The following is a 13,680-nucleotide window of genomic DNA, read 5'->3' as shown; positions in this document are numbered from 1 at the left end:
CGCCTGGTGCGCCGCGTTTGTGCTTTCTGTTTCCGGAGTCCACCGCATGGGTGTCCCTCGCCGACCCCATCCCGCCCGTTTTCAGGCCTTCGACATGCTGCCCACGCTCGTGGCGGTGGTCGACGACGACGGCGTGGTTCTGTTTGCCAACGCCGCGCTGGAAAACGCCCTGGGCCTGTCGTGGCGCACCATCGAAGGCAGCCGCTTTCTGGCCTACTTCGTCGAGGGCGGCACGCTGGAGCGCGCGCTGCTGGGCGTGCGCGGCAACAGCTTCGCGGCGCTGCGCTACGACGCGCAGCTGAAACCCCAAGCGGGTGAACCAATGACCGTGCACGCCATCGTCGCGCAGACCGAGCGCGCGGGCGAGATCATCGTTGAGCTGCTGCCGCTGGAGCAGCAGGCCCGGCAAGAGCGCGAAGAGCGCCTGGCCGACCAGGCCCGCGCCAACAAAGAGCTGTTTCGCAACCTGGCGCACGAGATCAAGAACCCGCTGGGCGGTATTCGCGGCGCGGCGCAGCTGCTGGAGATGGAGATCACCGACCGCAGCCTGCACGAATACACGCAGGTCATCATCCACGAATCCGACCGCCTGCAGCTGCTGGTCGACCGCCTGCTGGCGCCGCACCGCCACCGGCAGGTGCTGGGCGAAGTGAACATCCACGAGGTGTGCGAGCGCGTGCGCTCCGTCGTGCTGGCCGAGTTTCCGCGCGGGCTGAAGGTGGTGCGCGACTACGACACCTCGCTGCCCGAGCTGCGCGGCGACCGCGAGCAGCTGATTCAAGCCGTGCTGAACGTCGTGCACAACGCCGCGCAGGCGCTGACCGAGCGCATCGCGCAGGGTGACGCGCAGATCACCCTGCGCACGCGGGTGTTGCGGCAGGTAACCTTTGGGCGACAGCGCTATAGACTGGCACTGGAATTGCATGTCATTGACAACGGGCCCGGTGTTTCAGAAGCGATCAAGGACCGTGTGTTCCAGCCCCTGGTTTCGGGGCGGGACGGAGGCAGTGGCCTGGGGCTGACCCTGGCGCAGACCTTCGTGCAGCAACACGGTGGCTTGATCGAATTGGACAGCGAGCCTGGAAAGACGGATTTCCGGATCCTGATTCCGCTGCCCTCGGCATCCCAGGGGTAGCGGGGCAGGGGGCGCCAGTCGGGCGCCAGCCGGGGGCCACCGTCTGTGCCAACCCCTAGACGCAGGAAAGAAGTCCCCCATGCAGCCGATCTGGATCGTCGACGATGACCCTTCCATCCGCTTCGTCCTCGAAAAGGCCCTGGCGCGTGAGTCGCTGCCCACGCGCTCTTTCTCCAACCCGCGCGACGTGCTCGCCGCGCTGGGCGAGCCCGACATGCCCGGCCCCAGCGTGCTGGTCAGCGACATCCGCATGCCCGGTGGCAACGGGCTTGAGCTGCTGTCCACCGTCAAGGAAAAGCTGCCGCAGCTGCCCGTGATCGTGATGACCGCGTTCTCCGACCTGGACAGCGCCGTGTCGGCCTTCCAGGGCGGCGCGTTCGACTACCTGGCCAAGCCGTTTGACGTGTCGCAGTCGGTCGAGCTGATCCGCCGCGCCGTCACCGAAAGCCAGCGCGAAGCCGTGGCCGACGTTCAGGCGCAGGTCGCCCCCGAAATGCTGGGCCAGGCGCCCGCCATGCAAGACGTGTTTCGCGCCATTGGCCGCCTGTCCAACAGCCAGGTCACGGTGCTGATCACCGGCGAATCGGGCAGCGGCAAGGAATTGGTGGCGCGCGCGCTGCACAAGCATTCCACGCGCGCCAACGGCCCCTTCGTGGCCATCAACACCGCCGCCATTCCGAAGGACTTGCTGGAATCCGAGCTGTTCGGCCATGAGCGCGGCGCCTTCACCGGCGCGCAAACGCTGCGCCGTGGCCGCTTTGAGCAGGCAGAGGGCGGCACGCTGTTCCTCGATGAAATCGGCGACATGCCGTTTGACCTGCAAACGCGCCTGCTGCGCGTGCTGTCGGACGGGCAGTTCTACCGCGTGGGCGGCCACCAGGCGGTGCAGGCCAACGTGCGGGTGATCGCCGCCACGCACCAGAACCTGGAGCAGCGCGTGGCCGACGGCGCGTTCCGCGAAGACCTGTTCCACCGCCTGAACGTCATCCGCCTGCGCCTGCCTCCGCTGCGCGAGCGGCATGAGGACATCCCCGCGCTGACGCGGCACTTTCTTGCCCAAAGCGCGCGCCAGCTGGGCGTGCAGCCCAAGCAGATGTCGCCTACGGCGCTCACACGGCTGTCGGGGTTCTCGTTCCCGGGCAACGTGCGCCAGTTGGAGAACATCTGCCACTGGCTGACGGTGATGGCGCCGTCGCAGGTGATCGAGGTGAAGGATTTGCCGCCCGAAGTGCTGGCCATACCGCCGCGCGCCGAAGGCACGCCCGCCGCCAGCCAGCCCGAGCCCGTCGCCCACCACGCCGCAGCGCCCCGGTCTGACCAGGGCGGCCTGGTGTACGAAGCGGCCGCAGGCACGCCCGCGCCCTACGCCGATCTGGTCAAAGGCTTTGCGCCGCCCACCCAAATCGGCGCCGCTGCGCCCAGCGCAGGCCCCGTGGGCGAAGCCACCGCCTGGGAAGAAGGGCTGGAGGCCGACGCCGCCCGTCTGCTGGCCGAAGGCCATGCCGACGTGTGGGACCGCGTCATGCACCGCGCCGAAGCCCGCCTGATCCAGGCGGCGCTGACCAGCACGCGCGGCCGCCGCATCGAGGCGGCGCAGCGCCTGGGCATTGGCCGCAACACCATCACGCGCAAGATCCAGGAGCTGGGGCTGGACGACTAAGGCCGCTGCAGTGCCTGCACGGCCCGCGCGGCCTGCACGGGGCCGCGCGCGGGCGTGGGGCTTTTCGAGCCGGCTGCGCACCTGCCCGTGCTGCGCCTGCCGCCCGCCACGTTCATCGGGCGCGGCGGCGCAGGCGAACGCCGCCGGCGGCGCCAACGCGCGAACCACCGCCTTCTGCCAGCGGTAATTTGCTATATAAAACGTAGCTGCCAGCGCAGGCTGCACCAGCGCCAAAGGCCGATTACTTTATGAATCTGTTTGGCCGCTCGACTCCGGCCGCCCCACGTCCTTGAGCAGCGGCACCGCGCGTGAGCTGACGGCCACCAGCGTCCCCACCAGCCAGAACAGCCCGGCCACGCCCGTCACCGCGCCGATCGAGCCGAACACCATCGGCAGCAAAAAGCTGGACGCATTGATCGTCATCACCCGCAGCGCCATCGCCTCGCCCTGGCGGTCTTCGGACGTGATGCGGTGCAGCAGCACCAGCACCATCGGCTGCACCGATCCCAGCGCCAGCCCCAGCACCACCGAACACATGCCCATGGCCAGCGGCCCCGGCATCAGCGGGTAGGCCGACAGCATCACCGCCGTCACCAGCGTCACGGTGTAAATCACCCGCCACTCGGCCACGTGCGCCGTCAGCCGTGGCAACACCACGCGCACCAGCGCCGCCGCCACCGCAAACGCACCCAGCAGCGCGCCGATGGTCGAAGCCGCGTAGCCACGCTCGTGCCCCAGGATCGGCACCACGAAAGTGTGCGCATCCCACGCGGCCGATTGCAGCAGGTTGGTCAGCAGCAGCAGGCGCATGCTGGGCATGGCCAGCAAATCCCACACGGACCGGCGCTCAGCCCCCGGCGTGGGCGGCGCGGGCAGGGCGGCCTCGGGCGCAGAGCGGATCAGCAGCCAGCCCAGCAAAGGCAGCAGCGCCATCAGCGCAAACGCCGCGCGAAAACCGGTCAGGTGCGCCGGCGTGGGCCCCGCCCAGTCGATCAGCAGGCCGCAGGCCAGCGGCCCCAGAAAGTTGGCCGTGGGCGGCGCAATGGCGATCCAGCTGAACAGCGACTTGAGCTGCTCGGTATCGCGCGCCGACCGCCCCACGTGCCGCTGCAGCGCAATCTGCGTGGTGCCCGCCGACGCGCCCGTCAACATCGCCGACAGGCACAGCACCGGAAACACCGGCCACGCCGCCGCCAGCCCAGCCCCCAACAAGGCCGCCACCGTGGATAAGCGCACCGGCAACTGCAACCCGGTGCGGTCGGCCAGCCGGCCCGACGGCAGCGCCAGAAACAAGGGCGACAGCGCGTACAGCGACAACAACACCCCCACCGCCGCCGGGCTGTAACCCAACTGCAGCGCCAACAGCGGCGCCGCCAGCCGCGTGCCCGTCATCGCGCTGTGGATGCAGACCTGGCCGACCATCAGGCGCAGGAGTTGGCGGTTGGTCATGGGTGGTTTTTTGGCATGAAAAGTGGCCTCGGCGCTAGAGGGGGTTGCGCTGGCAGCTATTAAAAGAGAAGCAATGGGCAGGCTGCTTGCGCAGGCATTCACTGCGTTGGAGGCCAAACACCACAAAGCCTGGAAGCCGCGCCACACCCGGGCGGTAGAGGGCTCGAACAAATGAATGAGCCCTAAATAGGTAGGGGCTGGCGACATACGAGAGGGGCAGACTAAAGCTAGAGTTCAGCTGCCGCCGAAGGCCGGCGGCTGCAATGCTGGGTTAGAACATCGCTATGTCGAATTTCTCTTAGAGTTTTGCTGAATTTCAAGCGCACGCTGTCGCCCCATAGGTGAGAGAGAAAATAGACCGGAGTTAAACTGGTTAATAGAGATCAATCCTTTGCGCTGTAGTCCATGTACAAGTTCAAGTACTTCCAAGCGAGTAAGCTCCACCTGCTCGTAATTAATTTCATCGAAATTTAGCGATTCCCGCGGCACTTCGCCCATCGCACGTAAGAGGTCTATTTCATTCTGGTTCAACTCGCGCGATGCGCGTGCTGATACGGCTCGTTTCCAACGCCTGCCAAGCGATTCGTATGTAAACGATAGTGCCCAAAAGAGTAGAAGCGCGCCTGAGAATACGAGCGACCCGACCACAACTACAGCCCACTCTTTTGGAACGGAATCAACGTATGCAGGCGCGAGTCTAGGCCCCACGTAGAGCGTGAGCGCGGTGATGAATACTGCGCCGATCAATGAACGTGACAAACCTAGATGCTTGAGTAGGGCCGGTATCCAGTCCATGAGGTGTCCTGAGTAAAAATTCCTGAATTAAACTGTGCCGTGAAGCGGCGTTGGCTTGAATGATTTGTTAAACCTTACCCTACCACCTGAGCGAGGTATGAATCGACGATATTCCATGTTGCGGTCAGTAGTTTAGCGCGCCTCTCACCAGTGATGCCTACTGCCTCGCCATGCCTCGCTGGGTCCGCCGCGGCCTTGATGTGCTCAATAGATTCCCGGTCTGTGCTAGCCACTTGGCGAAATTTCTCCCACTGGGCCTTCTTACTGTTATTTGATAGGTCATGCGCTGCAGCACAGTGATGTCGCAAGGACTCCAATGCACGGTAGCAGTAAAATCCAGTGTCTTCAGCGTTCTTCATGGCCGATACGAGATCTGCAAAGCACCGATGCAAGAAGATGCCTCGAAACCCGGTCAGCTTGCCGCGAAGTTCAATGAGGGATGCCGCCAGGTCAATTGGCTGTCCGCGACAGGAGATGCACGGCATATCAATGCCGAAGACATAATCGATTGAACGTTCGAGATTGATTACGCGAGTGATTTCAAGGTCATAGGCGTGCCCAATCAAGTAGCCGATCGCGTCCAATTGACCTCGAACTAAGTTCAGCACGACATTCCTCAGATCGAAGATGTCCCATTCATGCGAACTCTCTACTGTTACCGCTATTTGATTAAGGATAATGCTTATGTGAGCTTCGCTGTCGGCGTGAGAAGTCGTTTGCGAAAAACCCAAGGAAAACCCAAGCGAGAGCTGGGCTCGCTCCGGAAGCACAACGCCTTGGAGTAGGTACTGAAGTGTCATGTAAGGTCTAACTAGGATTGCCCGGGCGTTGTGCCGTACTTTCTGCGCAACCCTTCACAACAACCTCCGCTCAGCCGGCAGCGATTCATCTTCACCCGGCCCCGCCTCCGCGGCTGGGCCCACCTCTGGCGGCAACAGTTTGCCCGCCTGCTCATCCGGCAGCGCTTCTACTTTCTTCAGCGCGCGGTTCATCATGTTGGTGCGGGTCTGGGCCTGGTCCAGTGTCTTGACGACGTTTTCGGCCTGGCCGCGCACTTTGGCGACGAATTCGCCGAATTTGTTGAATTCGGTTTTGACGGCGCCCAGCACTTCCCACACTTCGGCGCTGCGTTTTTCCAGCGCCAGGGTGCGAAAGCCCATTTGCAGGCTGCTGAGGGTGGCCAGCAGGGTGGTGGGGCCGGCCAGGGTGATGCGGTGGTCGCGCTGCAGGGCTTCGACCAGGCCGGGGCGGCGCAGGGCTTCGGCGTAAAGGCCTTCGGTGGGCACGAAGAGGATGCCAAAGTCGGTGGTGTGGGGCGCGGCGATGTACTTTTCGCGGATGGTGCGCGCTTCCAGGCGCAGGCGCGCTTCGATGGCCTTGGCGGCCTGCTCGGCGGCGACGGGGTCGGCCTGCTCTTGCGCGGTCAGCAGGCGTTCGTAATCTTCACGCGGAAACTTCGCGTCGATGGGCAGCCACAGCGGTTTGCCGTCTTCGCGGCGGCCGGGCAGGCGGATGGCGAATTCCACCCGCGCGTTGCTGCCGGGCACGGTTTCGACGTTGGCGGCGTACTGCTCAGGCGTAAACACCTGCTCCAGCAGGCCGGCCAGCTGCACTTCGCCAAACACGCCGCGGGTTTTGACGTTGGTCAGCACGCGGTTGAGCGAGCCCACGTCTTGCGCCAGCCGCTGCATTTCGCCCAGGCCGCGGTGCACCAGTTCCAGCCGCTCGGCCACCTGCTTGAAGCTTTCGCCCAGGCGCTGCTCTAGCGTGGCGTGCAGTTTTTCGTCCACGGTCTTGCGCATTTCCTCCAGCTTGGCGGTGTTGCTGGTTTGCAGGGCGGCCAGTTGCTGCTCCAGCGTGGCGCGCACTTCCTGCATGCGACGCGCGTTGGATTCGCCCAGCGCCTGCAGTTGCAGGTTCAGCGTTTCCGACAGGCCGCCGCGCAGCTGGGCCAGTTGCTGGGCAAAGGCGTCGATCTGCGCGTTTTGCGTGCGCGTGGCTTCGGCGGCCTGCTGCGCCATGCCCAGGCCCAGCGATTGGAGCTGCTCGACCAGCTTGTCGCCCAGCGTGCCGCGTGTTTCGGTCAGCTGCGTGGCCAGGGTGCCGCGCGTTTCGGACATTTGCTCGGCCACCGTGCCGCGCAGCTGCGTGAGCTGCGTGGCCAGTGCATCCACCTGCGCGTTTTGCGTGCGCAGAGCTTCGGCGCCCTGGCGGGTGACGGCGTCTTGAAAGCCCGCCAGCGTTTGCGCCAGCTCTTGGCGGCCACCGCGGGCGCTGTCGCCAATCTCGTGGCGCAGCTCGCGCTCCAGCCGTTCGCAGCTTTGGCCAATGGCCTGGCCGATCAATTGCTGCACCTCGCCGCGCGAAGCCACGTCTTCGGGCCTGCGCGGTCGGCGCACCAGCAGCAGCACCAGCAAAACGGCGTTGAGCAGCAGTGCCGCCAGGGCAAGCCAGATAAGCCAGTCGGGTAGGTTGGAGGTCATGAATTACTACTAAATAGATAGCTGCCAGCGCTGGTGTGGTAAGCGGTGGAAGCGGTTTTTGTTGTGAATTGTTGGGGCTGATTCAGCGCAGTGCGCGCATGCTCAAAGGGGCTATTCAACTTGCACCGCAGGCCCGGTCGCAAGCGGGTGGCCCGCATGCCAGGGATTGTGGACTACGGCGCCGCACGGCCATGACTGCGCAGGCGCCGCAGCGCCCGGCGCTCAGCCTGCGATGTCGATGGCCTGTGCCAGCCGGTGTGCATTGGCACCCGCCTGGGCGCGCATGGCGCTGCTGGCGCGCGGGTCCTGCGCCAGCGTTTGCCAGAAGGCCAGCGCGGCGGCGGCGGCGGGTTGCCACTGTGGGCGCTCGGCGGGCAGGGGCAGCACGGGTTCGATCAGCGGCATGGCGGGCGTTTCGCCGCCGCCCAGCGGCGCGTAGCGCATGGGCAGCATGTCGTAGGCGGGGGCCAGCGCCAGTTGGCCGTTGTGCGGGCGAAAGCTCAGGTTGCCCAGGTGCATGTCGGTGTTGCCGATCAGGCGGCCAAACCACCACAGCACCTGGGCGGCGTGCAGCGTGCCTTCGGCCAGCCAGCCGCCCTGGGCCAGGGGCGCCAGCATCTCGGGCCAGGGGCGGTGTGGCAGGCCCAGAAATGCGGCGTTGACGGCCTCCAGGCTGACCAGCGGGCTGCGGCCCCAGCGGCCGTGGCGGTCAAACCGCTCTACCTCCAGAAAGGCGCGGCCACCGGCCTGCAGCCAGCGGCTGTGGGCGGCGGCCACGCCCTGGGCGCCCAGGTGCGCGGCGCAGGTGTGCAGCGCCAGGTGCTCGGCCAGCAGCAGATCGGCCCAGCGCTGCTCGGCCGGGGCGCCGCCTGCGCCTGAAAATTTCACCAGCACATGCGGCGTGCGCGCGCCGCCGGGCCCGGCGGTGTCGGCACCTTGCGGCAGCGCGCGCAGCGCCGCGAACTTGGGGAATTCGCCCGCCGCGCTGCTGCCCGCGCCGCCGCCGGCCACGGCCTGATTGGCCAGCGCCAGGTAGGCGGCGGCCACTTCGGCTTCGGCCAGCGGCGCGGGGGCGTCCAGCCGGCCGGCCTGCCAGTGGCGCAGCGCCTCGTCGCCCACGACCAGGTCGCCCACGGTGTCGCTGCCGGTGCGGGCCAGGGCCAGCAACACGTCGTCGTCGCTCCAGGCGCGCGGGTCGGGCGGCAGCTGCAGCGCTTCGTGCACCGCGCGGGCGAACTGGCGGCCCATGTAGCCCTGCGGCCGCAGGTCTTGCAAGGGGTAGGGCAGGCCGGGCCACCAGCCGTCGCCTGCGCTGGCGTTGCCGGGCTCATCGGGCGGCACGGGCCAGCCGGTGCCTTCCAGCGGCATGGCGCAGCCTTGCGGGGCGATCAGCGCCAGCGTGCTCCAGGCGTGCGGCGTGCCCTGATCGTCGATGCGGTACACGGGCCAGTCGCCCAGCCAGCCGCGCAGCGCACGGCGCCACGCGTGGCGGGTGCGGCGCGCGCGGCCCAGCGTGACGACCTGCGCCCCCGCGCCGCGCAGCAGGCGGTGCACGGTGGGCAGGCTGACGCCCAGGCGCGCGGCCAAGTCCTGCGCGGGGGCGGCGGGCTGGCGCGCCAGCGCGGTGGCCAGGTCTTCAGGCGCTGCCACCGGTTTGCTGCAGTGTGATTGGATTCATGATTAGATTTTATTGAGTGAAATGCCTTTAAATCAATAGGTTGTATTTGTTGATTAGGTTGTAGATGATTGGATTTTTGGATGGATAAGGGCCGCTGCCGCTGCTGCAGCGGCCTGCAACCACCGCGCGGCAGCCGGATCAGCGGGTGCGCCAGTTCAGCCCCACGTACACCGCCCGCGCGTCGCCCGGGAAGTAGTAGGCGCCGTCCATGCCGCGTGCGTTGGCCTGCACGGCGGTGGTGGCGGCGTACCGGCGGTTGGTAAGGTTGCGCGCATCCACGAACCAGCTCCAGCCCGCGCCCAGCTCGCCCTTGAGCGTGAGGTTCAGCACGGCAAAGCCCTTGGCCGCCACGGTGTTGGCGTGGTCCACCCAGGTGCGCGAGGGCTGCCATTCCACCCCCGGCACCACGGCGATGGCGGGGGTGGGCTGCCATTGCAGCTCGGCGCGCAGCAGGTGCGGCGGTATGCCGGCCAGGCGGCGCTTGCCGTACACCGGGTCGTTGTCAAAGCGGAAATCGTTGTAGAGGTACTGCGCGCGCAGCGCCCAGTGCGCGGCCAGCTTGCCGTTGGCTGCCAGCTCCAGCCCCTGGTGGATGGTGCGGCCCGCGTTCACCGTGCCCAGGGCGGCGCCGGTGGCGTCGGTCAGCGACAGCAGCTCGCGCCGCACGCGGGACCGGTACAGCGCCACGTCCCAGTTCCAGTGATCGGTGCGGCCGCGCCAGCCCAGCTCGACCGTGGTGGCGCCCTGCGCCCTGGCCAGCGGTTGCGTGGGGCTGTACACCAGCTCGCCAAAGGGCGGGGCTTCGTAGCTGCCGCTGACGTTGGCAAACCACTGTGACTGCGCCGAGGGCGTGTACAGCACGCCCAGCTTGGGCGACGTGCCGCTGAAGCGGGCGTCGTAGCTGGCGGCGGGCGCCATCAGGTTGCCCAGGTCGCGGCGGGCCTGCACGGCCTGCACGCCCGCCTGCACGGCCCAGCGCTCGGTCAGCCCGTGCGTGTATTCGGCGTAGGCGGTGTTCTGGCGCGCCTTGAGCTGCGTGCGCCCGGTGGGTGCGCCGGCGCTGCCCGCCACGTTGGTGTAGCGCCATTCGTCGCCCGACAGCCGCGCGAACGACACGCCCGCCACCAGCCGCCGCGTGAGCGTGGCCGTGCCGAACTCCGCCGTCAGCCTGGAATCCAGCCCGCTGTCGCGCATGCCTTGCTGCAGGATGCCCATCGTCATGGCGTGAAAGCGGTCGCGGTCGGCTCCGTAGAGCGAGGTGGTCCAGCGCACATCGGCGTTGGGCTGCCACGTCAGCCGCAGCGCGCCGCGCGTTTGGGTGAAGTCGTTGGTGGCCTTCAGCGCCACGTTGTTGGGGGCGGCCTGGCGGGGGTTGGCGTCGAAGGCGGCGCGCGTCAGGCTGCCGGGCATCTGCATCGACGAATCGACGTACGACACAAAGCCGCGCAGCTCCAGGCTGTCCGACAGCAGCACGCCCACGTTGCCTGACACGCGGTCGGCGCGGTAGCCCGACTGCTGGCGCCAGCCGTCTTGCTCGCTGCGGCTGACGCTTAGAAAGCCGTCCACCACGCCGCTGCGCGCAGCCAGGTTGGCGTGCGCCTGCCGCTGACCAAACGATCCGCCCTGCACGCGCAGCGCGGCGGTGGGCGCCGTTAGCCCCGTGGGCGACACGAAGTTGACCGCGCCGCCCAGGCCGTTGGCACCGTATTCCAGCGCATTGGCGCCGCGCCACACCTCCACGTACTGCGTGGCCAGCGGGTCCACGGATTGGAAATCCGCCGATCCGTCGGTGTGGTTCAGCGGAATGCCGTCCTGGTACAGCCAGATGCCGCGCATCAAAAAGCCGCGCTGAATGCCCGAGCCGCGGATGGACAGCCGGGCGTCCTGCCCATGCCGCGTTTGCGCCAGCACCCCCGGCGCGAACGACAGCGCGTCCACCGCCGTGGCGGCGCGGCCGTCGGTGAAGCTGGCGGCATCGACCACGGCCGTGGCGCCCGCGCGGCGCGCCAGGTCTTGGCGGGCTTGCTCCAGCGTCTCTGCCGCCTGCGCGTTGGTTGAGCGTGCGGCGCGCACTTCCACTGGCTCCAGCGTGCCTTGGGTGGTTTGTGCGTGGGCCACGGGGCCGATGAAAGCGCTGGCCACGCTGGCCAGCAGGCCGGCCGGGGCCAGCGAAAGTGTCAGGCTTGGGGGTTTCATCCAAAGTCCAATCCGTCAGATACTCAAAAAAATGGGCGGGCCGCGCGGCGCATGGCCTTGTGCGGCTTGGGGTGGGCAGCCCGCGGGCCCAGGCGCGCCCAAAGCGGATGGCCTGGGCGATCTGGGCGCGCGGCTGCGCGTTGGGGGTGGCTAACAGCGTCGGCGAACGTCAACGACGCGCGGCATTGGCGCGCGCGCACCGACTGAAGCCGAGCAGCGCCCACGCGGTGCAAGCGGGTCAGCGCCCGCCGTGCGGCGGATTCATCAAAAACCATAGCTGCTGGCGCTGATACAGCCTGCGCTGGCGCTGGTTTTGATCAGGTATTTGTGGGGCGCTATCGCTCGCGCTGCCGGCCCTGGCACAGGTGCCGGGCCGCGGCCATGCCGCTGCGCGCAAGGCGCGTCGGTTGGCCCGTCAGGCGGTGGCAGCGCCTGTGCCGCGCGGTGGCCCTCGCGCGGGCAGGGGGGCGCCAGCGCGCAGCGCGCCCTGCGCCTGCGCCAGCGGCGGCAGCACGAAGTCGAACGCGACAGGCGCCGGCGCCGGCGCAGCAGGCGCTTCGGGCGCGGGCAGCGCGGTGGCCAGGCACAGAGCGCAGTCCAGCGTGTGCGGGCCGCTGGCGACCACGTCGCCGTCGGCATCCACCACCACCAGCACCATGCCGCCGTCGGCCGAGCACACCTGCGTGAGCAGCTTCGGCTGCACCAGCGGCGACGCCATGGCCGCGCCCAGCGTAAGGGCATACCACGCCAGAAAAAGGCGTGCCAGCCAAGAGCGGGCGTACAGGGTGCGCATGGCGCTGGATTATGGGTGAGGCGGTGTGGCGCGCCATGCGCCAGCGCAAGCTATCTGGACGGCTATGGGCGGCATTCGCCAGCCGTTGGGGGGTGGACGCCGTGCCCGAAGCTGGGCGGACGGGTACAGGGCGCGGTTGCCGTGGGCGATGGCCGCCGGGGCGCGGTAGGGCGTTGCGGGCGGACAAGGGCCTTGCCGTGCGGCCGCAGCCCACTGGCCAGGCACTATGAAAAAAAGAGCTGCCAGCGCCCGTCTGTACGGCGCTGGTAGCTCATTTCATTCAAATAACCAGCCGCGTCAGCCCGCTTGGCCCAGCACCTCGGGGTTCAGCGGCGTCAGCGCTTTGCCGTGCAGCAGGAAGTCGATCAGGTTGTCGGCGGCCAGGTTGGCCATGGCCAGGCGGGTGGGCACGGTGGCGCTGGCGATGTGGGGCGTCAACACCACGTTGGTGCAGGCCAGCAGCTCGGGGATGACCTTGGGTTCGCCCTCGAACACGTCCAGCCCGGCGGCGGCGATCTGCCCGGTTTGCAGTGCGTGGGCCAGGGCGTGGTCGTCCACGATGCCGCCGCGCGCGATGTTGGTCAGCGTGGCGCTGCGCTTCATCAGCGCCAGCTCGGCCGCGCCAATGGTGTGGTGCGATTCGGCGCTGTAGGGCACCACCAGCACCACGTGGTCGGCGCGGCGCAGCAGGTCTTGCTTGCTGACGTACTGCGCGCCCACGGCGGCCTCGTCGGCCTCGGGCAGGCGCGAACGGTTGTGGTACAGCACCTTCATGCCAAAGCCCAGCGCGCCGCGCCGCGCAATGGCCTGCCCGATGCGGCCCATGCCGATGATGCCCAGCGTGGCGCCGTGCACGTCTTGCCCGATGAGCATGTCGTAGGCCCAGCGGTCCCATTGGCCCGCGCGCAGGTAGTGCTCGCCTTCGGTGATGCGGCGGGCCGTGGCCATCATCAGCGCAAAGCCCATGTCGGCGGTGGTTTCGGTCAGCACGCCCGGTGCGTTGGTGGCCAGCACGCCGGCGGCCGTCATGGCGGGCAGGTCGAAGTTGTTGTAGCCCACGGCCATGTTGGCGCAGATCTTCAGGCCCGGGCATTGCGCCAGCAGCGCGGCGTCCACCCGCTCGCTGCCGGTGGTCAGCGCGCCTTGTTTGCCCTGTAGGCGGCGCGCGATGTCTTGCGGCGACCACAGCTCGTCGGCCTGGTTCGACTCCACGTCGAAGTGGCTGGCCAACCTGTCCACCACCTGCGGAAAGATGGCGCGAGAGATCAGGATGCGGGGCTTGGCAGAGGTGGGTGCGGCAGCGGTCATGCGCCGCAGTTTAGCGGCCGTGGCGCTGCTGGGCAGGGCGGCGGCGGGGCGTGTTGCGGCGCGGCGGGCAGCGCGCGCCGGCGGTGCGCCGCAATCCCGCCCAAGTTGACCTGGGTCAAAACACGCTGGCCGCGACGGCGAGACGATGGGCTCATCCCTCCTGTTTCTCATCCAAGGAAGCTG

At 67.7% G+C, this 13,680-nt stretch carries 10 protein-coding genes; 2 read left to right on the top strand and 8 right to left on the bottom strand.

Going from position 1 to position 13,680, the window contains the following annotated elements; genetic code table 11:
* The first annotated feature begins 46 nt into the window (after positions 1 to 46).
* Together glnL and ntrC are read left to right on the top strand one after the other, a co-directional pair.
* Complete coding sequence (glnL, locus tag C6570_RS15295; protein WP_211297610.1) at positions 47 to 1,135, top strand: nitrogen regulation protein NR(II); 1,089 nt, start codon at positions 47 to 49, stop codon at positions 1,133 to 1,135.
* 79 nt (positions 1,136 to 1,214) lie between these two features.
* Positions 1,215 to 2,795 (top strand): nitrogen regulation protein NR(I), encoded by a 1,581-nt coding sequence (gene ntrC / locus C6570_RS15290; protein ID WP_106703980.1) that lies wholly within the window; start codon positions 1,215 to 1,217, stop codon positions 2,793 to 2,795.
* Positions 2,796 to 3,041: 246 nt separating this feature from the next.
* Here ntrC and C6570_RS15285 read toward each other — a convergent pair whose 3' ends face one another.
* From C6570_RS15285 to C6570_RS15255, 8 genes are all read right to left on the bottom strand, one after another.
* Positions 3,042 to 4,244 carry an MFS transporter gene (locus tag C6570_RS15285; RefSeq protein ID WP_106703979.1) on the bottom strand — a complete coding sequence of 401 codons (1,203 nt, stop codon included), beginning with the start codon at positions 4,242 to 4,244 and terminating at the stop codon, positions 3,042 to 3,044.
* 282 nt (positions 4,245 to 4,526) lie between these two features.
* The gene (locus C6570_RS18025; protein ID WP_123812278.1) at positions 4,527 to 5,039 is read right to left on the bottom strand and encodes a hypothetical protein; all 513 of its coding nucleotides are present in this window, start codon (positions 5,037 to 5,039) and stop codon (positions 4,527 to 4,529) included.
* Positions 5,040 to 5,113: 74 nt separating this feature from the next.
* Positions 5,114 to 5,839: a DUF8168 domain-containing protein gene (locus C6570_RS15280; RefSeq protein ID WP_106703978.1), complete on the bottom strand. Its 726-nt coding sequence runs from the start codon at positions 5,837 to 5,839 to the stop codon at positions 5,114 to 5,116.
* A 54-nt stretch (positions 5,840 to 5,893) separates the two neighbouring features.
* Complete coding sequence (locus tag C6570_RS15275; protein ID WP_106703977.1) at positions 5,894 to 7,522, bottom strand: DNA recombination protein RmuC; 1,629 nt, start codon at positions 7,520 to 7,522, stop codon at positions 5,894 to 5,896.
* 222 nt (positions 7,523 to 7,744) lie between these two features.
* Positions 7,745 to 9,172: a type II toxin-antitoxin system HipA family toxin YjjJ gene (gene yjjJ / locus C6570_RS15270; protein ID WP_245896217.1), complete on the bottom strand. Its 1,428-nt coding sequence runs from the start codon at positions 9,170 to 9,172 to the stop codon at positions 7,745 to 7,747.
* A gap of 166 nt (positions 9,173 to 9,338) precedes the next feature.
* Entirely contained in the window at positions 9,339 to 11,396 is a 2,058-nt protein-coding gene (locus tag C6570_RS15265) for a TonB-dependent receptor family protein (protein ID WP_106703975.1), read from the bottom strand.
* 415 nt (positions 11,397 to 11,811) lie between these two features.
* Positions 11,812 to 12,189 (bottom strand): DUF2946 family protein, encoded by a 378-nt coding sequence (locus C6570_RS15260; protein ID WP_106703974.1) that lies wholly within the window; start codon positions 12,187 to 12,189, stop codon positions 11,812 to 11,814.
* A gap of 297 nt (positions 12,190 to 12,486) precedes the next feature.
* Positions 12,487 to 13,497, bottom strand: a complete 1,011-nt coding sequence (locus tag C6570_RS15255; protein WP_106703973.1) for a 2-hydroxyacid dehydrogenase — start codon at positions 13,495 to 13,497, stop codon at positions 12,487 to 12,489.
* Positions 13,498 to 13,680: the final 183 nt, after the last annotated feature.

It is taken from the genome of Ottowia oryzae (genome assembly GCF_003008535.1).
In the GTDB taxonomy this organism is placed as follows: domain Bacteria; phylum Pseudomonadota; class Gammaproteobacteria; order Burkholderiales; family Burkholderiaceae_C; genus Ottowia; species Ottowia oryzae.
Note: the sequence above shows the minus strand (reverse complement) of the source record. Positions and strands in the feature narration are given on the sequence as shown.

Coding starts and splice junctions, on each gene's coding strand:
- glnL (WP_211297610.1), top strand. CDS start 47: ATGGGTGTCCCTCGCCGACCCCATCCCGCCCGTTTTCAGGCCTTCGAC.
- ntrC (WP_106703980.1), top strand. CDS start 1,215: ATGCAGCCGATCTGGATCGTCGACGATGACCCTTCCATCCGCTTCGTC.
- C6570_RS15285 (WP_106703979.1), bottom strand. CDS start 4,244: ATGACCAACCGCCAACTCCTGCGCCTGATGGTCGGCCAGGTCTGCATC.
- C6570_RS18025 (WP_123812278.1), bottom strand. CDS start 5,039: ATGGACTGGATACCGGCCCTACTCAAGCATCTAGGTTTGTCACGTTCA.
- C6570_RS15280 (WP_106703978.1), bottom strand. CDS start 5,839: ATGACACTTCAGTACCTACTCCAAGGCGTTGTGCTTCCGGAGCGAGCC.
- C6570_RS15275 (WP_106703977.1), bottom strand. CDS start 7,522: ATGACCTCCAACCTACCCGACTGGCTTATCTGGCTTGCCCTGGCGGCA.
- C6570_RS15265 (WP_106703975.1), bottom strand. CDS start 11,396: ATGAAACCCCCAAGCCTGACACTTTCGCTGGCCCCGGCCGGCCTGCTG.
- C6570_RS15260 (WP_106703974.1), bottom strand. CDS start 12,189: ATGCGCACCCTGTACGCCCGCTCTTGGCTGGCACGCCTTTTTCTGGCG.
- C6570_RS15255 (WP_106703973.1), bottom strand. CDS start 13,497: ATGACCGCTGCCGCACCCACCTCTGCCAAGCCCCGCATCCTGATCTCT.